We start from the raw sequence: 24,960 nt of genomic DNA on the forward strand, positions 1-24,960 counted from the left end.
AAAAAAAACCCCGGCCTGAGCCGGGGTTCTTGCTGCACATGACGGTAATCAGAGCAGCGAGCGGCCCTTGTTGGCAGCAATGCGCATACGCAGGGCGTTGAGCTTGATGAAGCCAGCTGCATCCGCCTGGTTGTAGGCGCCGCCATCTTCCTCGAAGGTAGCGATGTTGGCGTCGAACAGCGAGTCGTCCGACTTGCGGCCGACAACGGTGACGTTGCCCTTGTACAGCTTCAGGCGTACCACGCCGTTCACGTTGACCTGCGAAGCGTCGATCATCTGTTGCAGCATCAGACGCTCCGGGCTCCACCAGTAGCCGGTGTAGATCAGGCTGGCGTACTTCGGCATCAGCTCATCCTTCAGGTGAGCGACTTCGCGGTCCAGGGTGATCGACTCGATGGCACGGTGGGCCTTGAGCATGATGGTGCCACCAGGGGTCTCGTAGCAACCGCGCGACTTCATGCCGACGTAACGGTTCTCGACGATATCCAGACGGCCGATGCCATTGGCACCACCGATACGGTTCAGGTCGGCCAGGACGGTGGCCGGAGTCTTCTCGACACCGTCGATGGCAACGATGTCACCGTTGCGGTAGGTCAGCTCGATGTAGGTAGCCTGATCCGGGGCGTTCTCAGGCGAGACACTCCAGCGCCACATGTCTTCTTCGTGCTCGGTCCAGGTATCTTCCAGGACACCGCCTTCGTAGGAGATGTGCAGCAGGTTGGCGTCCATCGAGTACGGCGACTTCTTCTTGCCGTGGCGCTCGATCGGGATGCCGTGCTTCTCGGCGTAGTCCATCAGCTTCTCGCGGGACAGCAGGTCCCACTCACGCCATGGGGCGATTACCTTGACGCCTGGCTTCAGCGCGTAGGCACCCAGCTCGAAACGCACCTGGTCGTTGCCTTTGCCGGTGGCGCCATGGGAAATGGCGTCGGCGCCGGTTTCGTTGGCAATTTCGATCAGGCGCTTGGCGATCAGCGGACGGGCGATGGAAGTACCCAGCAGGTACTCGCCCTCGTAGACGGTGTTGGCGCGGAACATCGGGAACACGAAATCACGCACGAATTCTTCGCGCAGGTCGTCGATGTAGATCTCTTTAACGCCCATTGCCTGGGCCTTGGCACGAGCCGGCTCGACCTCTTCGCCCTGCCCCAGGTCAGCGGTGAAGGTCACCACTTCGCAGTTGTAGGTATCCTGCAGCCACTTGAGAATCACCGAAGTATCAAGGCCGCCGGAATACGCCAGTACGACCTTTTTTACGTCCGCCATGCCATCACTCCACGGGGTTGTACGGAAAGGGATCGATTCTAACGACGTTACGGATAAAATTACAGTGGGGCGACAGCTTCTGACGACAAAGCGACAAGAAGTTTCGGAAGGGCGACTTACCGTCGGAAATTATGAAATGCCGTGTGGGAGCAGCCTTCAGGACTTGGCAGGTGTTGGCTCAGGGGCCTTTTCGACAGGCTTCTCAGCCGGCTTCTCGATGACCGCAACCCGATCCAGTTCGATATTCACCCGACGATTACGCGCCCGGTTGGCAGCATTGGTGTTCTTCGCCAATGGGTAACGCTCGCCATGGAAACGCACGGTAATCTGCTCTTCCGGAACGCCATGGGCCTTGAGGTAGTCGGCTACCGCCAGTGCCCGGCGGCGCGACATGTCGCGATTGGTCAGGCGATTGCCACTGTTGTCGGAGTGGCCGTTGAGCTCTACATGGTTAACGGTCGGGTCAGCCTTGATGTAGTCGAGGATCACATCCAGCCGTGCCTTGGCCGCGCCATCCAGCTCGAAGCCTCCCCCGGGGAAGCCCACCTGGGTCTGACGCACCTGATCGTAATTCATCGGCAGCAGCTTGCCGGCACAGGCCTGATAGTCGTTGTAGGCCTTGGCGAAGCTGACCGGCAGCACACGCACTTCCATCGGCCTGCCCGCCTCACCGGCATAATTGCGTACCACCGTGCTGCGCCCATCGAGCAGGCCGTTGATCAGGCGACTGGCCTGGCCCTGGGACGAACTGAACAACACCCCGGTACGGGCCATGCGCACGCTGCCCAGATTGATGTCGCTGCGCCCAGGCTGCCACGGCGCAGCAGCTGCCAGCAATGTGGCCGTGCCCGCCCCCAGTACGTTGCTGTCCGAGCGCAACTGGAACACCGGCTGCTCGCCCGCGCGGCGCACGAACTCGCCACTGCCGAAGCCGTCGATCGGCTGGATCAGCCGGCATTCGAACTGGTCACCCTCGACCTTCCAGGCGATGTTCTCCATGCGCGTCTGGAAGGTCAGCGCGCCGGCCGGCAGGCTGGCGAACAGGGTCAACAGGGCTAGGTAACGCTGGCGCACGGGCGGCTCCACAAATTCTGACGGCTTACCTGCAGGCTATCGGACGCCTGGCGTAAAACTTGATAGCCGTGCTCCACCCAGGGTTTTCCGGTAGCATTGGGGCTTGAGTTCGACCCGCCTGGAATCCCCAATGTCCGATCGCCTGACCCTCCTGCGTCCCGACGACTGGCACATCCATCTGCGCGATGGTGCCGTCCTGCCCCACACTGTTGGCGATGTGGCGCGTACTTTCGCCCGTGCCATCATCATGCCCAACCTGGTTCCGCCGGTACGCAATGCCGTAGAGGCCGGCGCCTACCGTGAGCGCATCCTGGCCGCCCGCCCGGCTGGCAGCCGCTTCGAGCCGCTGATGGTGTTGTACCTCACCGACCGCACCAGCCCCGAGGACATCCGCGCGGCCAAGGCCAGCGGTTTCGTGTATGCCGCCAAGCTGTACCCTGCTGGCGCCACCACCAATTCCGACTCGGGCGTGACCAGCATCGACAACATCTTCCCGGCCATCGAGGCGCTGGCGGAAGTTGGCATGCCGCTACTGGTGCATGGCGAAGTGACCCGTAGCGAGATCGACGTGTTCGACCGCGAGAAGCGCTTCATCGACGAGCATATGCGCCGTGTGGTCGAGCGCTTCCCGACACTGAAGGTGGTGTTCGAGCACATCACCACCAGCGATGCCGCGCAGTTCGTCACCGAGGCCCCGGCCAACGTCGGCGCGACCATCACCGCGCAGCACCTGCTGTACAACCGCAACCACATGCTGGTTGGCGGCATTCGCCCGCACTTCTACTGCCTGCCGATCCTCAAGCGCAACACCCATCAGGTGGCGTTGCTGGATGCGGCCACCAGCGGCAACCCGAAGTTCTTCCTGGGTACCGACTCGGCCCCACACGCCCGACACGCCAAGGAAGCCGCCTGCGGTTGCGCCGGTTGCTACACCGCCTACGCAGCCATCGAGATGTACGCCGAAGCGTTCGAGCAGCGTAACGCGCTGGACAAGCTGGAAGGCTTTGCCAGCCTGCACGGCCCGGCGTTCTACGGCCTGCCGGCAAACACCGACACCATTACCCTGGTCCGCGAAGAATGGACCGCCCCGGATAGCCTGCCGTTTGGCGAGCAGACCGTGGTCCCGCTGCGCGCCGGCGAAAAACTGCGCTGGCGCCTGCTGGAGGAAAACGCGTGAGCGAAGACCTCTACGAAGACGACCTCGACACCCAAGGCAGCAGCGGTTCGCGCCACCCGATGGCCGAGCGTTTCCGCGGCTATCTGCCGGTAGTGGTAGACGTTGAAACCGGCGGCTTCAACAGCGCTACCGATGCCCTGCTTGAAATTGCCGCAGTCACCATCGGCATGGACGAAAAGGGCTTCCTGTTCCCCGAGCACACCTACTTCCACCGCGTGGAGCCATTCGAGGGCGCCAACATCGAGGCGGCCGCGCTGGAATTCACCGGGATCAAGCTGGACCACCCGCTGCGTATGGCAGTCAGCGAAGAAAGTGCGCTGACCGACATATTCCGTGGCGTACGCAAGGCGCTCAAGGCCAATGGTTGCAAGCGGGCGATCCTGGTCGGCCACAACAGCAGCTTTGACCTGGGCTTCCTCAATGCGGCGGTGACGCGCAATGACCTGAAGCGCAACCCGTTCCACCCGTTCTCCAGCTTCGACACCGCTACCCTGGCGGGCCTGGCTTATGGCCAGACCGTACTGGCGCGGGCCTGCCAGAGCGCCGACATCGACTTCGACGGGCGTGAGGCGCACTCGGCGCGCTATGACACCGAGAAGACGGCCGAGCTGTTCTGCGGCATCGTCAACCGCTGGAAAGAGATGGGCGGCTGGCGCGATTTCAACGATTGATCTGCAAAAGCGTTCGCGGGCATGCCCGCTCCCACAGGTACTGCAGTGGCCTCAGCCATTGTGCGACTCATGTGGGAGCGGGCAAGCCTGCGAAGAGGCCGGCACAGGACGGCACAAAAAAACCGGCCACAAGGGCCGGTTTTTTCATGCACGCGGCAATTACAGCTTGCCAGCGTTCTCGCTCAGGTAGGCAGCAACGCCTTCCGGCGAAGCGTTCATGCCTTTGTCGCCTTTTTTCCAGTTGGCAGGGCAGACTTCGCCGTGCTCTTCGTGGAACTGCAGGGCGTCGACCAGGCGCAGCAGCTCGTCCATGTTGCGGCCCAGTGGCAGGTCGTTGACGATCTGCGAACGAACAACACCGTTGGTGTCGATCAGGAAGGCGCCACGGAAGGCTACGCCGCCTTCGGACTCGACGTCGTAGGCTTTGCAGATTTCGTGGGTCATGTCGGCAGCCAGGGTGTACTTGACCTGGCCGATACCGCCGTTGTTGACCGGGGTGTTACGCCAGGCGTTGTGGGTGAAGTGCGAGTCGATCGACACGCCAATCACTTCCACGTTGCGCGCCTGGAAGTCAGGGATGCGGTTGTCCAGGGCGATCAGCTCGGACGGGCAGACGAAGGTGAAGTCCAGCGGGTAGAAGAACACCAGGCCGTACTTGCCCTTGATGGCCGAAGCCAGGTTGAAGCTGTCGACGATCTCGCCGTTGCCCAGCACGGCCGGAACGGTGAAATCGGGGGCTTTCTTACCAACGAGTACGCTCATTGTAATCTCCTGATGAGGGTGAAAAACCGTTTGCCGGGCCAGACGGGCTTGCCCGACATCCAACAAAGGCCGTCCATCATACACGGCTTCTGGTGACAGGCCGACTCCAACGACGAAGCAACCGCCGGTCGCTCAAGCACGGCCCTTTCAGAAACTCCTTTGACAAGCATTCTCATTAACATTAAGCTCCACTCCATCGAGCCCACCAACGATGGTCAGCCTTTATGTATGTGTGTCTTTGTGTCGGCGTTACCGACGGACAGATCCGCGATGCGATCTATGAAGGATGCTGCAGCTACAAGGAAGTGCGAGCCGCCACCAACGTCGCCAGCCAGTGCGGCAAATGTGCCTGCGTGGCCAAGCAGGTGGTCCGCGAGACCCTGACCGAACTCCAGGTCAGCCAGGCAGCCCTGCCCTACCCCGTGGAATTTACCGCAGCCTGAAAACGAAGAATTCGAAGAACCGGACCTTGCGTCCGGTTTTTTTATGCTCGCAATTCAATAAGTTAGCGCTCCAACGCGGTTCACAAACATTCTTATTTCCATTAATTTTCACTTATTATTCAAGAACTTAGGTTTGACACACCTAAGTATCGGGCTCAAACTTCACTGTATTGGCACACTTCTACAGGGCAGGAACCCGACATGAAAGGCGACGTAAGCGTCATCCAGCATCTCAACAAGATCCTCGGAAACGAGCTGGTCGCGATCAACCAGTACTTCCTGCACGCACGCATGTACGAAGATTGGGGCCTGAACAAACTCGGCAAGCACGAGTACAAGGAATCCATCGACGAGATGAAGCACGCTGACAAACTGATCAAGCGTATTCTCTTCCTCGAAGGCATCCCCAACGTCCAGGACCTGGGCAAGCTGCTGATTGGCGAGCACACCAAAGAGATGCTCGAATGCGACCTGAAGATCGAACAGAAAGGCCTGGTCGACCTGAAAGCGGCCATCGCCCATTGCGAAACCGCTGGCGACTTTGGCTCGCGTGACATGCTCGAAGATATCCTCGAGTCCGAGGAAGAACACATCGACTGGCTGGAAACCCAGCTGGGGCTGATCGACAAGATTGGTATCGAGAACTACCTGCAGTCGCAGATGGGCGAAGAATAAATATTCGCTCCATGAAAAAACCCGCGATCAGCGGGTTTTTTCATGCTTGCCGGAAAATCAGGCCTCGGAAGCCTTGGCCTTGGCAGCCGCTTCCTTGATCAGGGTCTGCAGCTCACCCTTCTCGAACATTTCCAGCATGATGTCGCTGCCGCCGACCAGTTCACCGGCTACCCACAGCTGCGGGAAGGTCGGCCAGTTGGCGTATTTTGGCAGGTTCGCACGGATTTCCGGGTTCTGCAGGATGTCGACGTAGGCGAACTTCTCGCCACAACCCATCACGGCCTGCGATGCACGCGCAGAGAAGCCACACTGCGGGGCATTCGGCGAGCCTTTCATGTAAAGCAGAATGGTGTTGTTGGCAATCTGCTCTTTGATCGTTTCGATGATATCCATGTAGCACCTCGGCTGAACTTTCCGACGCGGTCGTCGGCACGGTGACGCATTGTAACGGAAAGCCGAGCAGCATGCTCGGCCTTACCATTCCTTACGCGGCCTCTACCTGCACGGGTACGCCATTGAGGGCGGCGTTGCCGGAAACCTGGTCACGCAGACGCTCATCGGTGAGGTCGTTGGCACTCACCCCAGGTTGCGCCTTGGCGATCTTCATGTGCACGCCTTGACGAGAGTGACCGAAGCCATGGGGCAGGCTGACTACACCAGGCATCATGTCCTCGCAGGCCTGAACCTCGACTTCAAGATCCCCGGTACGCGAGCGGATACGAACTCGCTGGCCGTCCTGCAACTGACGATGCTGCAGGTCCTGCGGATGCATCAACAACTGATGGCGCGGTTTGCCTTTCACCAGTCGATGAAAGTTGTGCATCCATGAATTGTTGCTGCGAACATGGCGACGGCCGATCAGCAGCAGTTCGCCCGGCGCCGGAGGGGCCTGTTGCGCCAGTCGCCCCAAGTCATCCAGCAGCACCTGGGGCGCCGCTTCAACGGCCTTGCTGGCAGTCGTCAGGCGCGCAGCGAGGTTGGCGCGCAATGGCCCCAGGTCGAGGCCATGCGGGTGCTCGTCCAGCGCTGCCAGCGACAGCTGCCAGGGTGTCGCGTCACCATAACGCCCCTTGCGCAGGGCCAGGTCGATCATCTGCGCCGGTGCCAAGGTCGGCTTCAATTCCAGCTCGGCGCGTTTGGCGAACGCTTGTGCCAGTCCGACAAAAATTTCCCAGTCATGCAATGCCCCTTCGGGCTTGGCCAGGATCGCCCGGTTGAAGCGGGTCACGTTGCGCACGGCCAGCAAGTTGAATGTGCTGTCGTAATGGTCGTTTTCCAGCGCCGAGGTAGAGGGCAGGATCAGGTCGGCATGGCGGGTGGTTTCGTTGATGTACAGGTCAATGCTGAGCATGAACTCCAGCCCGTCCAGCGCCACATCCAGCTGGCGGCCATTGGGCGTTGAGAGCACGGGGTTGCCAGCCACCGTCACCAGCGCACGCACCTGCCCTTCGCCGGGCGTCAGCATTTCCTCGGCCAAGGCCGCCACGGGCAGTTCGCCGCCGTACTCGGGCAAGCCCGACACCCGGCTCTGCCAGGCGTTGAAATGGCCACCCGAGGTGGTCGCCACCAGGTCGACGGCAGGCTCGGTGCACAACGCGCCGCCTTCACGGTCAAGGTTGCCGGTCACCAGGTTGATCAGTTGCACCAGCCAGTGGCAAAGGGTGCCGTAGGCTTGGGTCGAAACCCCCATGCGGCCGTAGCACACCGCCCTGTCGGCCGCGGCAAAGTCCCTTGCCAGCTGGCGAATGTCTGTCGCGGCAATGCCACAGTGCGCGCTCATGGCCTCCGCGCTGAACGGCGCGATCGCTTCGCGCACCTGCTGCAGGCCGACGACCGGCAAGTGTGAGCCGCGCGCCAGGCCTTCAGCGAACAGGGTATTGAGCAAGCCACACAACAAGGCCGCATCCCCTCCAGGGCGAATGAACAGGTGACTGTCGGCCATCGCCGCCGTTTCGCTGCGCCGCGGGTCCACCACCACCAGGCGCCCACCCCGGGCCTGCAGGGCTTTCAGGCGTTTTTCCACGTCCGGCACGGTCATGATGCTGCCGTTGGAGGCCAGCGGGTTGCCGCCGAGGATCAGCATGAAACCGGTCTGGTCGATGTCCGGGATCGGCAGCAGCAGGCCATGGCCGTACATCAGGTGGCTGACCAGGTGCTGCGGCAACTGGTCCACCGAGGTGGCAGAGAAGCGGTTGCGGGTTTTCAGCAGGCCCAGGAAGTAGTTGCTGTGGGTCATCAGGCCGTAGTTGTGCACGCTCGGGTTGCCTTGGTACACCGCCACGGCATTGCGCCCATGGACCTGCTGGATCGCCCACAGCCTGTCGGCGGCCAGGGCAAAGGCCTCGTCCCAGCCGATGGCCTCCCAGTGCTCGCCCACCCGCTTGTGCGGTTGGCGCAGGCGGTCGGGGTCGTTCTGAATGTCCTGCAGGGCCACGGCCTTGGGGCAGACATGGCCGCGGCTGAATGGGTCCTGGGGGTCACCCTTGATCGAACTGATCTGAGCCTGCCCGTCGTCGTCATGGCTGACTTCAATGTTCAGCCCACAGATCGCTTCGCACAGGTGACAGGCACGGTGATGCAGGGTCTTGGTCATGGCCGCCTCTGCCTTGTTGTTGTGGAGGATGTGTAGAGGGTTGTCGAACATCGACTATGCGCCCAGCCCCCGCCACCGGCCAGCGCCCTTCGCGGCGTGAATCCACCGACATCAGGCACACGATTTGCGACAGCCATTTGCCAAATTGCCGGCAAGCCGTGTACAACCCTCTGTAGCAAATAAAAAACAGCACTGCCCGTCGGGAAAAGACACCCTTTGCAACACCCTTTGGTACTGGGCAGCTGTTTCCCCTCTTGGCTTCAGGCGACATTTACTTATAGTATTGCGCCTTTCCCTATTTCGTCCGCCCCCGTGCGGCTTACGCCGCAGGTCACTCCCGTTGTCAAAAAAAACCATACGGTCGACCTGCATACCGTTGCAGATAAGGTAGTCAATCATGAGCGCTAGGCACTTTCTCTCCCTGCTGGACTTCACCACCGACGAATTGCTCGGTGTGATCCGCCGCGGCATCGAGCTGAAGGACCTGCGCAAGCGAGGCGTGCTGTTCGAGCCCCTGAAGAACCGCGTACTGGGCATGATCTTCGAAAAATCCTCGACCCGTACCCGCGTGTCGTTCGAGGCCGGCATGATCCAGCTCGGCGGCCAGGCCATCTTCCTGTCCCCGCGCGATACCCAGCTGGGCCGTGGCGAGCCGATCGGCGATAGCGCCATCGTGCTGTCGAGCATGCTCGACGTGGTGATGATCCGTACCCACGCCCACAGCACCCTGACCGAATTCGCCGCCAACTCGCGTGTGCCGGTGATCAACGCGCTGTCCGACGAGTCCCACCCGTGCCAGCTGCTGGCCGACATGCAGACCTTCCTCGAACATCGCGGCTCGATCCAGGGCAAGACCGTCGCCTGGATCGGCGATGGCTTCAACATGTGCAACTCGTACATCGAGGCAGCCAGGCAGTTCGACTTCCAGCTGCGCATTGCCTGCCCGGAAGGCTACGAGCCGGACCCACGCTTCATGGCCATTGGTGGCGACCACGTGCAGATCGTGCGTGACCCGAAGGAAGCCGTGCGCGGCGCCCATCTGGTAACCACGGATGTCTGGACTTCCATGGGCCAGGAGGAGGAAACTGCACGGCGCCTGGCGCATTTCGCGCCTTACCAGGTCACCCGCGAACTGCTCGACCTGGCGGCACCCGACGCCCTGTTCATGCACTGCCTGCCAGCCCACCGTGGTGAGGAAATCAGCCATGACCTGCTCGACGACCCACGTTCGGTCGCCTGGGACCAGGCTGAAAACCGCCTGCATGCACAGAAGGCCCTTCTCGAATTCCTTGTAGAACCGGCTTACCACCACGCATGAGTCAACCCCTACTGCTCAACCTGCGCAACCTCGCCTGCGGCTATGGCGACCAGCGCATCGTTCAGAACCTCAATCTGCACCTGAACGCAGGCGACATCGGTTGCCTGCTGGGTTCATCCGGTTGCGGCAAGACCACCACCCTGCGCGCCATCGCCGGTTTCGAACCCGTGCACGATGGCGAGATCCAGTTGGCTGGCGAAGTCATTTCCCGGGCCGGTTTCACACTGGCCCCGGAAAAACGCCGCATCGGCATGGTGTTCCAGGATTACGCGCTGTTCCCGCACCTGACCGTGGCGCAGAACGTTGCCTTCGGCATCGCCAAGCACCCCCGCCAGGCCGAGGTCATCGAAGAGATGCTCGAGCTGGTCAAGCTGGGCGGTCTGGGCGGGCGCTACCCGCATGAACTGTCCGGCGGCCAGCAGCAACGGGTCGCCCTGGCCCGAGCACTGGCACCGGAGCCGCAACTGCTGCTGCTCGACGAGCCATTTTCCAACCTCGACGTAGAGCTGCGCCGACGCCTGAGCCATGAGGTTCGCGACATTCTCAAGAGCCGCGGCACCAGTGCCATTCTGGTGACCCATGACCAGGAAGAAGCCTTTGCCGTCAGCGACCAGGTTGGCGTGTTCAAGGAAGGCCGCCTGGAGCAGTGGGACACGCCCTACAACCTTTACCACGAGCCGCAGACGCCGTTCGTGGCCAGCTTCATTGGCCAGGGGTATTTCATCCGTGGGCAGATGATCAGCCACGAGGCGGTCAATACCGAGCTGGGTGAATTACGCGGCAACCGTGCCTACATCATGGCGCCGGGCAGCTCGGTGGATGTGCTACTGCGCCCTGACGATATCGTCCACGCACCGGGCAGTGCGCTGCAGGCGAACATCGTCGGCAAGAGCTTCCTCGGGGCATCGACCCTGTACCGCCTGCAATTGCCGACCGGCAGCCAGCTCGAGGCGATCTTCCCTAGCCATGACGACCGTCAGGTCGGTGAGGATGTGGGGATTGCGGTCAAGGCCGATCACCTGGTGCTGTTCCCGGTGCCGGGCAGCGTGGCGGCGCAGTTGCCGCGGCAGGACAACGGCGTTCGCCGGTACAGCTCGGCGACCTGATTCGAAATATTGGGGCCGCTCTGCGGCCCCCAAGATTCTCAGCCTCTACCGATCCCGGCGAACTTGCCCTGGGTGTGCTCAGCCAGCACCACCGCCGCCAACTCCACCTCCAGCCCACGCCGCCCGGCGCTGACATGGATGGTTGCAAAGTTCTGCGCCGAGTCATCGATGAAGGTGCGCAGGCGCTTCTTCTGCCCCAGCGGGCTGATCCCGCCCACCAGGTACCCCGTGGCTCGCTGCGCCGACGCTGGGTCGGCCATCTCGCACTTTTTCACTCCGGCAGCCTGGGCCAGGGCTTTGAGGTCGAGCGTACCCACCACAGGCACCACTGCTACCAGCAACTCACCTTTCTCGCTGCTCGCCAGCAAGGTCTTGAATACCTGCTGCGGGTCGAGACCGAGTTTCTCCGCCGCTTCCAGGCCATATGACGCCGATTTGGGGTCATGTTCGTAACTGTGCACACGATGCTCGGCACGGTGTTTCTTCAACAGGTCTAGGGCGGGGGTCATGCGGGGGCTCCGGTCGGGACAGCTCGGCGGCTACTTTAGGACAATTCCCACACCGCAGCCAGCGCACCGCAATTGCGCGGCTCTAGTACGCGGATCCGCATCTGAAATCAGCATCCAGATCGTGACCGACCGTTCACTTTCGACCTTTGACATCAGCGTTTCTTGTCTATATTTTTTCGTTTCTGAATAAATGGTGCACTTTTAAGGTGCATTTCCAACATCTGCCCGGGCCAACGGGGATAGACTCCGGGCTTTGCTGTCGAGCGCCACGCGCCTCACAACAAAAAAAACGAGGTCATACATGACGACTGCTCTACGCCAACCCACGCTTTCCAGCCAATGCCTGGCCGAGTTCCTGGGCACTGCACTGCTCATCTTTTTCGGTACCGGCTGCGTCGCCGCGCTCAAGGTCGCGGGCGCAAGCTTCGGCCTTTGGGAAATCAGTATCATCTGGGGCGTGGGCGTCAGCATGGCGATCTACCTCACCGCCGGTATTTCCGGCGCGCACCTGAACCCCGCGGTGAGCATCGCCCTCACCCTGTTCGCCGGCTTCGACAAGCGCAAGCTGCCCTTCTACATGCTGGCCCAGGTATGCGGCGCGTTCTGTGGCGCAGCGTTGGTCTACACCCTGTACAGCAACCTGTTCTTCGATTTCGAACAGGCCCACGCCATGTTGCGCGGTAGCGAAGCCAGCCTGGAACTGGCCTCGGTCTTCTCCACCTATCCGCACCCATCGCTGTCCACCGGCCAGGCGTTTCTGGTCGAGGTGATCATCACCGCCATCCTGATGGCCGTGATCATGGCCCTGACCGACGACAACAACGGCCTGCCGCGCGGTGCCATGGCCCCGCTGCTGATCGGCCTGCTGATCGCGGTTATCGGCAGCGCCATGGGCCCGTTGACCGGCTTTGCCATGAACCCGGCCCGCGATTTCGGGCCAAAACTCATGACCTTCCTGGCCGGTTGGGGCGAAATCGCCTTCACTGGCGGTCGGGACATGCCTTATTTCCTGGTTCCGGTGTTCGCACCGATCCTTGGCGCCTGCCTGGGTGCCGCGACCTATCGCGGCCTGATCGCACGCAACCTGCCAATGGCAGCCACCGTGAACCCTGAGACAAATGACAATCGCCAGGGCGATACTCAAGTCAACTGACGCCGGCATCACGCCCAGCCCTGACCCCCTATTTTCGCAAGGCCTACGACCATGACAGACACCCAGGATAAGAACTACATCATCGCCCTGGACCAGGGCACCACCAGTTCGCGGGCCATTATTTTCGACCGCGACGCCAATGTGGTGGGGACCTCCCAGCGCGAGTTCGCCCAGCACTACCCGCAGGCGGGCTGGGTCGAGCACGACCCGATGGAAATCTTTGCCACGCAGAGCGCGACCATGGTCGAAGCCTTGGCCCAGGCGGGCATCAGCCACGCCCAGGTCGCCGCACTGGGTATCACCAACCAACGTGAAACCACCGTGGTGTGGGACAAGGAAACCGGCCGCCCGGTGTACAACGCCATCGTCTGGCAGTGCCGCCGCAGCACCGAGATCTGCGCCCAGCTCAAGCGCGACGGCCATGAAGACTACATTCGCGAAACCACCGGCCTGGTCACCGACCCATACTTCTCCGGCACCAAGCTGAAGTGGATCCTCGACAATGTCGAGGGTGCCCGCGAACGCGCCGAGCGCGGCGAGCTGCTGTTCGGCACCATCGATACCTGGCTGATCTGGAAGTTCTCCGGCGGCAAGGTGCATGTCACTGATTACACCAACGCCTCGCGCACGCTGATGTTCAACATCCACAGCCTGCAGTGGGACGACAAGCTCCTGGAAATCCTCGGCATCCCACGGCAGATGCTGCCCGAGGTACGCCCTTCCTCCGAGGTCTACGGCCATACCAAGAGCGGTATCGCCATTGCCGGTATCGCCGGTGATCAGCAATCGGCACTGTTCGGCCAGATGTGCGTTGAACCGGGCCAGGCCAAGAACACCTATGGCACCGGCTGCTTCCTGCTGATGAACACCGGTGACCAGGCGGTGAAGTCGTCCCATGGCCTGCTAACCACCATCGCCTGCGGCCCGCGTGGTGAAGTGGCCTATGCGCTGGAGGGCGCAGTGTTCAATGGTGGTTCCACCGTGCAGTGGCTGCGTGACGAACTGAAGATCGTCAACGACGCACTGGATACCGAATACTTCGCCAGCAAGGTCAAGGACAGCAACGGCGTATACCTGGTGCCTGCCTTCACCGGCCTGGGTGCCCCGTACTGGGACCCGTATGCCCGTGGCGCACTGTTCGGCCTGACCCGTGGCGTGAAGGTGGACCACATCATCCGCGCCGCGCTGGAATCCATCGCCTACCAGACTCGCGACGTGCTCGACGCCATGCAGCAGGATTGCGGCCAGCGCCTGTCCGAGCTGCGCGTGGACGGCGGTGCGGTTGCCAACAACTTCCTCATGCAGTTCCAGGCCGACATCCTCGGCACCTGCGTAGAGCGGCCGAAGATGCGCGAAACCACGGCGCTGGGGGCGGCCTACCTGGCAGGGCTGGCCTGTGGCTTCTGGAGCGGCCTGGACGAACTGCGCGACAAGGCGATCATCGAGCGCGAGTTCAGCCCGCAGCTGGATGAAACGCAGAAAGAGAAGCTGTACGCAGGCTGGAAGAAGGCAGTCGATCGTACCCGTCACTGGGAAGATCACGAGGCCTGATCCTACCTGACAGGCGCTACACCACGTGTAGGAGCGGCCTTGTGTCGCGAAAGGGCCGCAAAGCGGCCCCAGGATTTTCGTGTCATTGCAAATGTTGCTGGGGCCGCTTCGCGGCCCTTTCGCGACACAAGGCCGCTCCTACAAAAAAGCGCCAGCGCAGGCCACAGAATCGATGCAGGGCATTTGTCCCCGCGGCCGCCCCGATAGTCTACTGGTCGTAGTCCGCGTCCTACGGCATCATTGCAGCATTTGTCCGGCAGCCCCAAAGGACCGCCCATGAATCTGCCCCCTCGCCAACAACAAATCCTCGAACTGGTGCGCGAACGCGGTTACGTCAGTATCGAAGAAATGGCGCAGCTGTTCGTCGTCACACCGCAAACCATCCGCCGTGATATCAACCAGCTGGCCGAGCTCAATCTGCTACGTCGCTACCACGGGGGCGCGGCCTACGACTCGAGCATCGAGAACACCGCCTACGCCATGCGCGCCGATCAGATGCGCGACGAAAAGCAACGCATCGCCGAAGCCGTGGCCCGGCAGATTCCCGACCATGCCTCGCTGTTCATCAACATCGGCACCACCACCGAATCCATCGCCCGGGCGCTGCTCAACCACAACCACCTGAAAGTCATCACCAACAACCTGCACGTGGCCGCGATCCTAGCCGCCAAGGACGATTTCGAAGTGCTGGTGGCTGGTGGTACGGTGCGCCGTGATGGCGGCGTCGTCGGCCAGGCCAGTGTCGACTTCATCAACCAGTTCAAGGTCGACTTCGCCCTGGTGGGCATCAGCGGCATCGACGAAGATGGCAGCCTGCTCGATTTCGATTACCAGGAAGTGCGGGTATCCCAGGCAATCATCGCCAATGCCCGGCAAGTGATCCTTGCCGCCGACTCCAGCAAGTTCGGACGCAACGCCATGGTGCGCATGGGCTCGATCAGCCTGGTCGACTGCCTGGTGACCGACCAAGCGCCAACCGCCGCCCTCACCCAGCTGCTGAACCAGTACAAGATCCGGCTTGAGGTGGTTTGAGGGCTGACAGGCGCATGCCGCAAGGTTTGTCGCGCCTGTGAGATCGAGCGTCGCCCACGCCGCGCTTGATCTCACAGGTGCGATACCTTTCAAACCGATCATCCAAAACTTTCGTAAATGTTCATTTCATTGTCATCTGATCAGTTTTTTCTATAAAGACTGACTGGCGACCAGCTTTCTGTTGCGCTAGTATTTTCGAAAACGAACATAAATGTTCATATTCGATGTAAACAGCACCAGGAGGCCTTGCCCGTGTCCCAGCCCGTTTCGTCCCAGCCCCCAGTCGCCGACTGCTATGACCTCGCCGTAATCGGCGGCGGCATCAATGGCGTGGGCATCGCTGCCGACGCCGCCGGGCGTGGCCTCAAGGTATTCCTCTGCGAAAAGGACGACCTGGCCCAGCACACCTCGTCGGCCAGCAGCAAACTGATCCACGGCGGCCTGCGCTACCTGGAGCACTACGAGTTCCGCCTGGTGCGTGAAGCACTGGCCGAGCGCGAAGTGCTGCTGGCCAAAGCCCCGCACATCGTCAAGCCGATGCGCTTCGTGCTGCCGCACCGCCCGCACTTGCGCCCTGCCTGGATGATTCGCGCCGGCCTGTTCCTCTACGATCACCTGGGCAAGCGCAAGCGCCTGGGTGCTTCGCGCAGCCTGCGCTTCGGCCCGGGATACCCGCTCAAGCCTGCAATCAGCCGTGGTTTCGAATACGCCGACTGCGCGGTGGACGATGCCCGCCTGGTAGTGCTGAATGCGATGGCCGCACGGGAAAAAGGTGCCCATATCCATACCCGCACCCGCTGCCTGCGCGCGGAGCGTGTGGATGGCCTGTGGCAAGTGGAGTTGCAGCACGCTGACGGCCGCCTGCAGACCATTCGCGCCCGTGCCCTGGTCAATGCCGCCGGGCCGTGGGTGGCCAGCTTCATCAAGGACGACCTCAAGCTCGATGCCCCCTACGGCATCCGCCTGATCCAGGGCAGCCACATCATCGTGCCGCGCATGTACGAAGGCGAACATGCCTACATCCTGCAGAACGAGGACCAGCGTATCGTCTTCTGCATCCCGTACCTGGAGCGTTTCACGCTGATCGGCACCACCGATCGCGAATACAGCGGCGACCCAGCCAAAGTCGCGATCACCGAGCAGGAAACCGATTATCTGCTCAAAGTGGTCAACGCCCATTTCAACCATCAGATCAGCCGCAGCGACATCGTGCACACCTATTCCGGCGTGCGCCCACTGTGCAACGACGAATCGGACAATCCGTCCGCGGTCACTCGCGACTACACCCTGGCGCTGTCCGCCAGTGAAGGGCAAGCGCCGTTGCTGTCGGTATTCGGTGGCAAGCTGACCACCTACCGCAAACTGGCCGAATCGGCGATGGCCGAGCTCAAGCCGCACTTCCCACAGATGCGCGGCAGCTGGACCGCTGGCGCGCCGCTACCTGGTGGTGAGCAAATGACCACGGTGCAGGCTCTGGTAGATGCGGTGCTGGCGCGCTGTGGCTGGTTGCCGGTCGATATCGCCAAGCGCTGGGTGCTGACCTATGGCAGCCGTGTATGGCAGTTGCTGGAGGGCGTGCAAGGGCCGGAAGACCTGGGCCAGGCAATTGGTGGTGGGTTGTTCGCTCGAGAGGTCGACTACCTCGCCAGCAACGAATGGGCCTGCAGCGCTGAAGACATTCTCTGGCGCCGCACCAAGCTGGGCCTGTTCACCAGCGCGGGCGAACAACAGGTGCTTGCAGACTACCTGCAACGAGAGCAGCAGGCGCGCACCCAGGCAGCGTGACTCCCTGGCCCGCCCACACGCGCCAGGCGCAAGCGCCTGGCTGTCAAGCGTGCCATTCGGCGCAGCAGTAACTACCGCCAAACCACATTATCGGCGTGATGCTCTGGGGTCTTTCAAACCCCGGAGAACATCACATGCCACCCACCGAATACAACCCGTCCTATTCAGTCGACGCCCTGATCGCCCAGCAACTGCCAGACTGGTTGACCGGCGCCGACACAACGCACCTGCAAGCCTACGGCAAGGCCTTGGGTGCACAACAACAGGCAGCGGACAGGCTTCGCCATCTACTCGAAAGAATCCCTCGCCTCGAAGACTTCGCCCTGCCCCTGCTCGAACGCGCGCTGCGTGAGCAGAGAGTGGGGCATATCGACGCACGACGGGGTCACGTGGTCGTGAGCGAAGAGTTCCAACTACCTTCGGCCGCAGAGCATTTCTACAAGCCGACCGTAATCCATAGCACACGACAAACCCTGCTGGCTGCCGCCCTGCATAACTTCGAAGCACACGAAGCTGAACCGTGGCTGTTGCGTAAAGCGCATCTGGAAAACGAGAAAGGCGAAAAGCTGGCCATGACCTTCGAGCAATTCGTTCGCCTGTGCCGCTCGCTGGATCTGGGCGGCAAGTATCAGGTGCTGCTCAAGACAGTGCTCGAACCCAACGCTGGGCGTGGCCAGCCGGGCGATCAGGCGCGCACGACAATAAGGCACCTGTTTGAAACCGGCGTACGAACGCGCATGCAAGCAGCGGTTTACGAAGCCAGGTTCAAGCGGCAACTGGATGAGCGGGATTTGCTTCGGCTGCGGTCGATGCTGGAAACCCCTGCGCTCGCAACCTATGGCAAAGGCACCCTGACACCTCGCCAACTCTATCTGCTCGGCAAGTGCGTGACGGGGGTCATCACTCTCGAGTGGCGCCCTGCCTTGGCTGCCGACATCGACGAGATCATCGTCTGGATACCCGATGCCCCCGGGCAAAGCCTGTGCTTTTACGACAGTTGGAACGATGTGTACAGCGACCTGGCCACTCGCCTCAAACAGCAACCATTCCGCAGGTTTTTCAAGCGTTTCATCAAGGCGCGGGACACAAGCGCTTTCGACAAGGAACTTGCACAACGGCTGGTAGCGTCGCCTGGAGCAAAGAAACCGCAGCTCGACGGGCGAAACCTGCCAATAGAGGGGGATGTGTTCGCACATGTACGAGCGCTTTTGCTCGGACGAATGTTCGATGATGCAGCCTACCTGGCTGTGCCCACGGACGTCGAAGACCGCCTGAGCAGACATCAGCGCTTGCAGGGCATGCTCAGCGCCGGATTGGACCTGCTGGGGCTGGCAGCTCTGGTCGTACCGGTATTGGGAGACCTGCTGCTGGTCGTCAGCGCGGCGCAATTGCTCGATGAAGTCTACGAAGGCTACCAGGACTGGCAGTTAGGTGATCGCCAAGGTGCACTGGACCACTTGTTCAACGTAGCCCAAGGCCTGGCGACCACAGGCCTGACTGCAGGTGCGCTGCATACGCTGGGACGAATACCTTTTGTCGACAGGCTTGCGCCAACGGTGTTGCCCGGCCGCGGCGTAAGGCTGGCCAGAAACCTCCGCTACCTGCCTGCCGAGGAAGATGTCTCGATATTATTGGAAGGCCTGCAAGGGGAGCACTTTGCCGACACTTTATCAGACCATGGCCGGATGCTTCTGAAGGTCACAGGCCTGTCCGTGGACCAGCTGCGCCGACTTTGCCTGGAGAACGCTCCACCACCCGCGCGGCTGCTAGACATCCACGACCGGATCAAGCTGCACCAGCAGGATCCTACCCTGAAAGGGCTGGCCTTCGAGCAGAAACTTCAGGCATGGCAAACACCGCTATCCATCGACCAGGCCAAGCTGATCGGCGCCTTTCGGGGGCTATCGCCAAGGGGCGCCCAGGAAGTCATCGACCATGGCAGTAGCGCCCAGATAGAACAGTTGCATGCTTCCGGGCGGATACCACTGAGCATGGCGCAACATGCACGATGGTATGAACATGCCAGCCGTATCGACCGGGCTTGTCTCGGCTTGCGCCTACAGAACCTGGCCAACACCGATAGCGAAATACTGGCCCTACGCCTCATCGAGAGGGAAGCCCCGTGGCCAGACTCAGTACGGGTCGAATTACGCCACGGCGGACTGGAGGGATTACAGATATTCGCCAGCCAGAGCGAGACCGCGCAGAAGGTACGCACCATTGTCAAAAATGAGCAAGGCTACGCCCTGGCTGGCGAAGAAACCCAGGGCAAGTCCTTGCTGGCAGCGCTCCTGCAATGCCTGGACGACGAGCAGAAAACCCGGTTGGGGAACCGCAACCTGCAGCTCAGGGAACTGCGCGACAAACTGGCCATGGCAGCCGAACAGGATCGCGACTCAACGGCTGGCCTGCTCGACCTGCCCGGCATCCGCGCAACTATCAGGCCGCCCCGGCGTTTCGCCGACGGCAGGCTGGCCTATACACTCAGCGGCGGTGGTGAAAGCAGCCAAAGCGCTATTCGCCGAGGGATCCATCAAATATTCCCCACACTCTCCGAACTGCAACTGGACGCTTACCTCGAAGCAGTCCGCCAGCGCGGGGAGAGCTTGTGGGACCATTACCAGACGCTGCAACGCCAGCTTGCCGACCTACGCGAAACACTTCGGGTCTGGCAGGCCGGTTGGCAATCTCCGATCGACGCCATTCGCAGACGCCGGGTAGCCGATACCCTTCGCCGCAGTTGGCGGCGCAAACTGGTGGACGGCAACGACCAATATGAACTGACCATAGACGGCGAGCACATCGATGCCTTGCCAGACCTGCCGGAGGGTGTGGAATACCGACACGTGCGCCGGCTGACGTTACGCAACATGCGCCTGCAGCAGATCGATGCGCGCTTCCTAAGGCTGTTCCCCAACGTCGTGGACCTGGACCTGAGCGGCAACCGGCTGACATTGGTTCCCGATGGCATCGAGGGCCTCAGCCAGCTACGGCGCTTGAACCTGAGCAACAACCTGATTGCGATGGACGCAGCAGGTAGCAGCCGCCTGGCTCAGTTGCAGCGGCTGGATACCCTGATACTCAATTACAACCCCCTCAACGGCATGCCCGACCTCTCGGCCTTGCCACATGTGCGGGACCTGCGCCTGCGAGCAACGGGCCAGGCGGATATTGGCCTGGTCCACCAGAGCGTAGCGCTACGCGCCCATATCGACTTGCGCGACAACAGAATCAGCGAGTTGCAGCGCGAGATGCGCGGCTTGCGCCTGCGCCTGCAAAGGCTGAACCTGCATGACAATCCGTTGAGCGAAGGCAGCATCGAGTATCTGGACGAAGCACAGGGTGCCAGCGAAACAGGCGCCCGAGGCAGCGCGTCGTATGCCCACGAGCCAATAGATGAAGAAACCCGTGCAACCTGGGTAGCGTCCAGAAACGAGCTCCTCCGTGCAGAGCGGGAGGCAGCCTGGGACCGCCTGAGCGAAGAGCCGGGCTCTGGAGGCCTGTTCAGATTCCTGGCCGACTTTGCCCAGAGCGAAGACTTCGAGGCCCATCCGCGGCATTATCGACGCCGTCTCTGGCACATCCTCGAAGCCTGCGAAAACAATGAAGCGTTACGCGAGCAGTTGTTTCGCGAGGCCGACGGGCCGCGTACCTGCGAGGACCGCCTGTTGCTGCTGCTCAACCAGATGGAAGTGGGCGTGCTGGCCTTCCAGGGCATCGAAGGGGTGCCAGCGGAAATGAGAGAGAGCCACCTGCTGTATCTGGGCGGCCAGCTGCACCGCCTGGACCTGCTAGACGATATTGCCAACCGGCACATCCAGGCCCTGCGCGAAGCAGGACGCAGAGTAGATGAAATCGAAGTTCGGCTTTTCTATCGCCTGCGGCTGACGGGGCCACTTGACTTGCCAGCACCACCGGATGAGATGCACTTCGCATCATTCGCCCAGGTGACAACGCGGGATCTGAACGCAGCAGAAATAGAAGTACTGCAAAGCTACAGTACCTTGTCGATGCTGGACGCGCTTGCAGGCCGCCCTTACTGGCAGAACTACCTGCGAGAAACCTATGCTGACCGTTTCGAGGCGACCGCAAGGCCTTATCACGAGCGAATGGAAGCGCTCGAGGCAAGGGCCGTGGCCGGCCAGGAAGCGGGCTATGAAGACCAGGCCAGGGTTTTGATGCGCGAACTTGCCGCCGAGGAGTCAGTGCTGATACGCACCCTCACTACCGAGGCCTGGGCGCGCTGGAACCAGACGCCGAAAGAGCGGCTCATGCCCCATTGACCATACTGGCAGCACTGCGATCAGGCGCTGCATGGCAGCGGTCCTGATCGCTCGTGCATTGCGATCCAGGGCTGGCAAATCCGTTCGGATTTCCGAACGATTAACCGCCATTCATTCGGTATGGCGAATGGAACTTACCATCACACGATGAGTGCGAAAGGTTGATTCCCAATGAATTCGAGGCGTTATGATCAATGCCAGAGCTTGGCACGACTCATGCTCTACACTTGGTAGCCGAATGCAATCGTTTATTTCTGTATTCGTTGAACGAAGAGTCCGCCAACGGCTCCATAAAAAAAACAAACACGTCGAGGAAAATTTGATGCGCATCGTTCGTCAATTGCTGGGCGCCGCCATCGCGGCCGCTGTGATCGCTTCGCCGGCCATGGCCGAAGAACTGACCGGCACCCTGAAGAAGATCAAGGATTCGGGCACCATCACCCTGGGCCACCGCGACTCCTCCATCCCGTTTTCCTACCTGGCCGGCAAGCCCGAGCCCGTGGGCTACTCGCATGACATCCAGATGGCTGTCGTCGACGCCCTGAAGAAGCAGCTGGGCACGGACATCAAGGTCCGCTACAACCTCGTCACCTCCCAGACCCGCATCCCGCTGGTGCAGAACGGCACCGTAGACCTCGAGTGCGGCTCCACCACCAACAATGTCGAGCGCCAGCAGCAGGTCGGCTTCTCGGTCGGTATCTTCGAAGTCGGTACCCGCCTGCTGACCAAGGTCAAGGACGGTCAGCCGGCATACAAGGACTTCCCGGACCTGGCCGGCAAGAACGTGGTAACCACCGCAGGTACCACCTCCGAGCGCATCCTCAAGGCGATGAACGCCGACAAGCAGATGAAGATGAACGTGATTTCCGCCAAGGACCACGGTGAAGCCTTCAACATGCTCGAAAGCGGCCGCGCCGTGGCCTTCATGATGGACGACGCCCTGCTCGCCGGCGAAATGGCCAAGGCTCGCAAACCGTCGGACTGGGTCATCACCGGTACCCCGCAGTCCTACGAGATCTACGGCTGCATGGTGCGCAAGGATGACGCGGCCTTCAAGAAAGCGGTCGATGACGCCATCGTCGGCTACTTCAAGTCGGGCGAAGTCAACAAGAGCTACGACAAATGGTTCCAACAGCCAATCCCGCCGAAGGGTCTGAACCTGCAGTTCCCGATGAGCGACGAGCTGAAGAAACTGATCGCCGAGCCAACCGACAAGGCTGCCGACGAGAAAAAGTCCTGACCACCAGCCCATGGCCTGTTGCGCTGCAAAGCGCGAATTAAACCTGCAGGCCACCCGTTAGTGTCTAACCTTTCATCCGAGGGCTTATGCCCTCGGATGTTGGAAGGTGCCCGTGAAACAACCGTCTGAGGGGAAATCCCGATGAATTACAACTGGGACTGGGGCGTGTTCTTCAAGTCCACCGGCGTGGGCAGCGAAACCTATCTGGACTGGTACGTCACCGGCCTGGGCTGGACCATCGCCATCGCCATCTCCGCCTGGGTCATCGCCTTGCTGCTGGGCTCGGTCCTCGGTGTCATGCGCACCGTGCCGAACCGTTTGGTATCGGGTATCGCCACCGCCTATGTGGAGCTGTTCCGCAACGTACCGCTGCTGGTGCAGCTGTTCATCTGGTACTTCCTAGTGCCAGACCTGCTGCCAGAAGGCCTGCAGGAATGGTTCAAGCAGGACCTCAACCCGACCACTTCGGCGCTGATCAGCGTGGTCATCTGCCTGGGCCTGTTCACTGCCGCCCGCGTGTGCGAGCAGGTGCGTACCGGCATCCAGGCGCTGCCCCGCGGCCAGGAAGCCGCCGCCCGCGCCATGGGCTTCAGCCTGTCGCAGATCTACACCAACGTGCTGCTGCCACAAGCCTACCGGATCATCATTCCGCCGCTCACCTCGGAATTCCTGAACGTGTTCAAGAACTCGTCGGTGGCGTCGCTGATCGGCCTGATGGAACTGCTGGCACAAACCAAGCAGACCGCTGAGTTCTCGGCGAACCTGTTCGAGGCCTTCACCTTGGCCACGCTGATCTACTTCACCCTGAACATGGGCCTGATGCTGCTGATGCGCATGGTCGAGAAGAAAGTCTCGGTGCCCGGCCTGATTTCCGTAGGGGGCAAATAAATGGACATGGATTTCAGCGAAATCATCCCGGCCCTGCCTGCCCTTTGGGAAGGCATGGTCATGACCCTGCAGCTGATGATAATGGGCGTGGTTGGCGGCATTGTACTGGGGACCATCCTGGCCCTGATGCGCCTGTCGTCGAGCAAGCTGCTGTCGAACGTGGCCGGCGCCTACGTCAACTACTTCCGCTCGATCCCGCTGCTGCTGGTAATCACCTGGTTCTACCTGGCGGTACCATTCGTGCTGCGCTGGATTACCGGCGAGGACACCCCGGTAGGTGCCTTCACCTCCTGCGTGGTGGCATTCATGATGTTCGAGGCCGCGTACTTCTGCGAAATCGTCCGCGCCGGCGTGCAGTCGATCTCCAAAGGCCAGATGGGCGCCGCCCAGGCCCTGGGCATGACCTACGGCCAGACCATGCGCCTGATCATCTTGCCCCAGGCCTTCCGCAAGATGACGCCGCTGCTTTTGCAGCAGAGCATCATCCTGTTCCAGGACACCTCGCTGGTCTACACCGTGGGCCTGGTGGACTTCCTCAACTCGGCACGCTCCAACGGCGACATCATCGGGCGCTCCCATGAGTTCCTGATTTTCGCCGGTGTCGTGTACTTCCTCATCAGCTTCTCCGCTTCGTGGCTGGTCAAGCGCCTGCAAAAAAGGATCGCCGTATGATTTCCATCAAGAACGTAAACAAGTGGTACGGGGACTTCCAGGTACTGACCGACTGCAGCACCGAGGTCAAGAAGGGTGAAGTGGTGGTGGTCTGCGGCCCGTCGGGCTCGGGCAAGTCCACCCTGATCAAGTGCGTCAACGCCCTGGAGCCGTTCCAGAAAGGTGACATCGTGGTCGACGGCACCTCGATCGCCGACCCCAAGACCAACCTGCCCAAGCTGCGTTCGCGCGTTGGCATGGTGTTCCAGCACTTCGAGCTGTTCCCGCACCTGTCCATCACCGAGAACCTGACCATCGCCCAGCGCAAGGTGCTTGGCCGCAGCGAAGCAGAAGCGACCAAGAAGGGCCTGGCCCTGCTCGACCGCGTCGGCCTCGGTGCCCACGCCAAGAAGCACCCCGGCCAGCTGTCCGGCGGCCAGCAGCAGCGCGTGGCCATCGCCCGCGCCCTGTCGATGGACCCGATCGTCATGCTGTTCGACGAACCGACCTCGGCCCTGGACCCGGAAATGGTCAACGAAGTACTGGACGTGATGGTCGAGCTGGCCCACGAAGGCATGACAATGATGTGCGTGACCCACGAAATGGGCTTTGCCCGCAAGGTGGCCAACCGCGTGATCTTCATGGACAAGGGCAACATCATCGAGGATTGCCAGAAGGAAGACTTCTTCGGCAACCCGAGTGCCCGCCACGAACGTACCCAGCACTTCCTCAGCAAGATCCTGCAACACTGATTTTGCTTCACTGAAGCGGTCGGCGCCGCTG

21 protein-coding genes are annotated in these 24,960 nt (G+C 61.3%); 15 read left to right on the top strand and 6 right to left on the bottom strand.

Translation table 11 applies throughout. From position 1 onward, the window contains the following. Nucleotides 1–48: 48 nt before the first annotated feature. Both QN085_RS20240 and QN085_RS20245 read right to left on the bottom strand, forming a co-directional pair. Nucleotides 49–1,266, bottom strand: coding sequence for an argininosuccinate synthase (locus QN085_RS20240; protein WP_013973956.1), 1,218 nt, complete (start codon nucleotides 1,264–1,266; stop codon nucleotides 49–51). 156 nt (nucleotides 1,267–1,422) lie between these two features. Then, entirely contained in the window at nucleotides 1,423–2,340 is a 918-nt protein-coding gene (locus QN085_RS20245; RefSeq protein WP_024087665.1) for a flagellar protein MotY, read from the bottom strand. A gap of 130 nt (nucleotides 2,341–2,470) precedes the next feature. On the opposite strand from QN085_RS20245, the gene pyrC reads away from it, so the two are divergent. Further along, on the top strand, nucleotides 2,471–3,517 hold the full coding sequence (gene pyrC, locus QN085_RS20250; protein ID WP_015271562.1) for a dihydroorotase: 1,047 nt from the start codon (nucleotides 2,471–2,473) through the stop codon (nucleotides 3,515–3,517). A gap of 59 nt (nucleotides 3,518–3,576) precedes the next feature. Further along, nucleotides 3,577–4,188: a ribonuclease T gene (gene rnt, locus QN085_RS20255; protein WP_230388460.1), complete on the top strand. Its 612-nt coding sequence runs from the start codon at nucleotides 3,577–3,579 to the stop codon at nucleotides 4,186–4,188. Between the two features lie 159 nt (nucleotides 4,189–4,347). On the opposite strand, the gene QN085_RS20260 is transcribed toward rnt, so the two are convergent. After that, nucleotides 4,348–4,950, bottom strand: a complete 603-nt coding sequence (locus QN085_RS20260) for a peroxiredoxin (protein ID WP_003254945.1) — start codon at nucleotides 4,948–4,950, stop codon at nucleotides 4,348–4,350. Nucleotides 4,951–5,174: 224 nt separating this feature from the next. Between QN085_RS20260 and QN085_RS20265 the strand changes: the two genes are divergently transcribed. Beyond that, nucleotides 5,175–5,393, top strand: a complete 219-nt coding sequence (locus tag QN085_RS20265) for a bacterioferritin-associated ferredoxin (RefSeq protein ID WP_003254947.1) — start codon at nucleotides 5,175–5,177, stop codon at nucleotides 5,391–5,393. A gap of 201 nt (nucleotides 5,394–5,594) precedes the next feature. Then, nucleotides 5,595–6,068 carry a bacterioferritin gene (gene bfr, locus QN085_RS20270; protein WP_003258014.1) on the top strand — a complete coding sequence of 158 codons (474 nt, stop codon included), beginning with the start codon at nucleotides 5,595–5,597 and terminating at the stop codon, nucleotides 6,066–6,068. Between the two features lie 57 nt (nucleotides 6,069–6,125). On the opposite strand, the gene grxD is transcribed toward bfr, so the two are convergent. Together grxD and QN085_RS20280 are read right to left on the bottom strand one after the other, a co-directional pair. After that, complete coding sequence (grxD, locus tag QN085_RS20275) at nucleotides 6,126–6,461, bottom strand: Grx4 family monothiol glutaredoxin (RefSeq protein WP_003254949.1); 336 nt, start codon at nucleotides 6,459–6,461, stop codon at nucleotides 6,126–6,128. A 91-nt stretch (nucleotides 6,462–6,552) separates the two neighbouring features. Further along, nucleotides 6,553–8,661 (bottom strand): molybdopterin oxidoreductase family protein, encoded by a 2,109-nt coding sequence (locus tag QN085_RS20280; RefSeq protein ID WP_024087666.1) that lies wholly within the window; start codon nucleotides 8,659–8,661, stop codon nucleotides 6,553–6,555. A gap of 397 nt (nucleotides 8,662–9,058) precedes the next feature. On the opposite strand from QN085_RS20280, the gene argF reads away from it, so the two are divergent. Together argF and QN085_RS20290 are read left to right on the top strand one after the other, a co-directional pair. Further along, nucleotides 9,059–9,979, top strand: coding sequence for an ornithine carbamoyltransferase (gene argF, locus QN085_RS20285; protein WP_013973960.1), 921 nt, complete (start codon nucleotides 9,059–9,061; stop codon nucleotides 9,977–9,979). Beyond that, entirely contained in the window at nucleotides 9,976–11,085 is a 1,110-nt protein-coding gene (locus tag QN085_RS20290) for an ABC transporter ATP-binding protein (RefSeq protein ID WP_023661843.1), read from the top strand. Before argF ends, QN085_RS20290 begins: the two co-directional genes overlap by 4 nt. 38 nt (nucleotides 11,086–11,123) lie before the next feature. Here QN085_RS20290 and ybaK read toward each other — a convergent pair whose 3' ends face one another. Further along, nucleotides 11,124–11,594, bottom strand: coding sequence for a Cys-tRNA(Pro) deacylase (ybaK, locus tag QN085_RS20295; protein ID WP_013973962.1), 471 nt, complete (start codon nucleotides 11,592–11,594; stop codon nucleotides 11,124–11,126). 301 nt (nucleotides 11,595–11,895) lie between these two features. Between ybaK and QN085_RS20300 the strand changes: the two genes are divergently transcribed. From QN085_RS20300 to QN085_RS20340, 9 genes are all read left to right on the top strand, one after another. Then, nucleotides 11,896–12,747, top strand: coding sequence for an MIP/aquaporin family protein (locus QN085_RS20300; protein ID WP_023661842.1), 852 nt, complete (start codon nucleotides 11,896–11,898; stop codon nucleotides 12,745–12,747). Between the two features lie 51 nt (nucleotides 12,748–12,798). Then, nucleotides 12,799–14,298: a glycerol kinase GlpK gene (gene glpK, locus QN085_RS20305; RefSeq protein WP_023661841.1), complete on the top strand. Its 1,500-nt coding sequence runs from the start codon at nucleotides 12,799–12,801 to the stop codon at nucleotides 14,296–14,298. A 276-nt stretch (nucleotides 14,299–14,574) separates the two neighbouring features. After that, nucleotides 14,575–15,330 (top strand): DNA-binding transcriptional repressor GlpR, encoded by a 756-nt coding sequence (glpR, locus tag QN085_RS20310; RefSeq protein WP_013973965.1) that lies wholly within the window; start codon nucleotides 14,575–14,577, stop codon nucleotides 15,328–15,330. A gap of 252 nt (nucleotides 15,331–15,582) precedes the next feature. After that, on the top strand, nucleotides 15,583–17,115 hold the full coding sequence (gene glpD / locus QN085_RS20315) for a glycerol-3-phosphate dehydrogenase (RefSeq protein ID WP_023660762.1): 1,533 nt from the start codon (nucleotides 15,583–15,585) through the stop codon (nucleotides 17,113–17,115). A gap of 134 nt (nucleotides 17,116–17,249) precedes the next feature. Next, a complete protein-coding gene (locus QN085_RS20320; RefSeq protein ID WP_047595780.1) occupies nucleotides 17,250–21,398 on the top strand; it encodes an NEL-type E3 ubiquitin ligase domain-containing protein in 4,149 nt (1,382 codons plus the stop codon). 322 nt (nucleotides 21,399–21,720) lie between these two features. Further along, complete coding sequence (locus QN085_RS20325) at nucleotides 21,721–22,638, top strand: glutamate/aspartate ABC transporter substrate-binding protein (protein WP_013973968.1); 918 nt, start codon at nucleotides 21,721–21,723, stop codon at nucleotides 22,636–22,638. A gap of 141 nt (nucleotides 22,639–22,779) precedes the next feature. After that, nucleotides 22,780–23,526, top strand: coding sequence for an amino acid ABC transporter permease (locus tag QN085_RS20330; RefSeq protein WP_015271574.1), 747 nt, complete (start codon nucleotides 22,780–22,782; stop codon nucleotides 23,524–23,526). Beyond that, nucleotides 23,527–24,198, top strand: coding sequence for an amino acid ABC transporter permease (locus QN085_RS20335; protein WP_013973970.1), 672 nt, complete (start codon nucleotides 23,527–23,529; stop codon nucleotides 24,196–24,198). It begins immediately after the preceding gene. After that, complete coding sequence (locus QN085_RS20340) at nucleotides 24,195–24,929, top strand: amino acid ABC transporter ATP-binding protein (protein ID WP_003258023.1); 735 nt, start codon at nucleotides 24,195–24,197, stop codon at nucleotides 24,927–24,929. The genes QN085_RS20335 and QN085_RS20340 overlap by 4 nt, the downstream gene beginning before the upstream one ends. The last annotated feature ends 31 nt before the right edge of the window (nucleotides 24,930–24,960 follow it).

The sequence above is a fragment of the Pseudomonas sp. M2(2023) genome (genome assembly GCF_030263955.1).
GTDB lineage: Bacteria > Pseudomonadota > Gammaproteobacteria > Pseudomonadales > Pseudomonadaceae > Aquipseudomonas > Aquipseudomonas asiatica.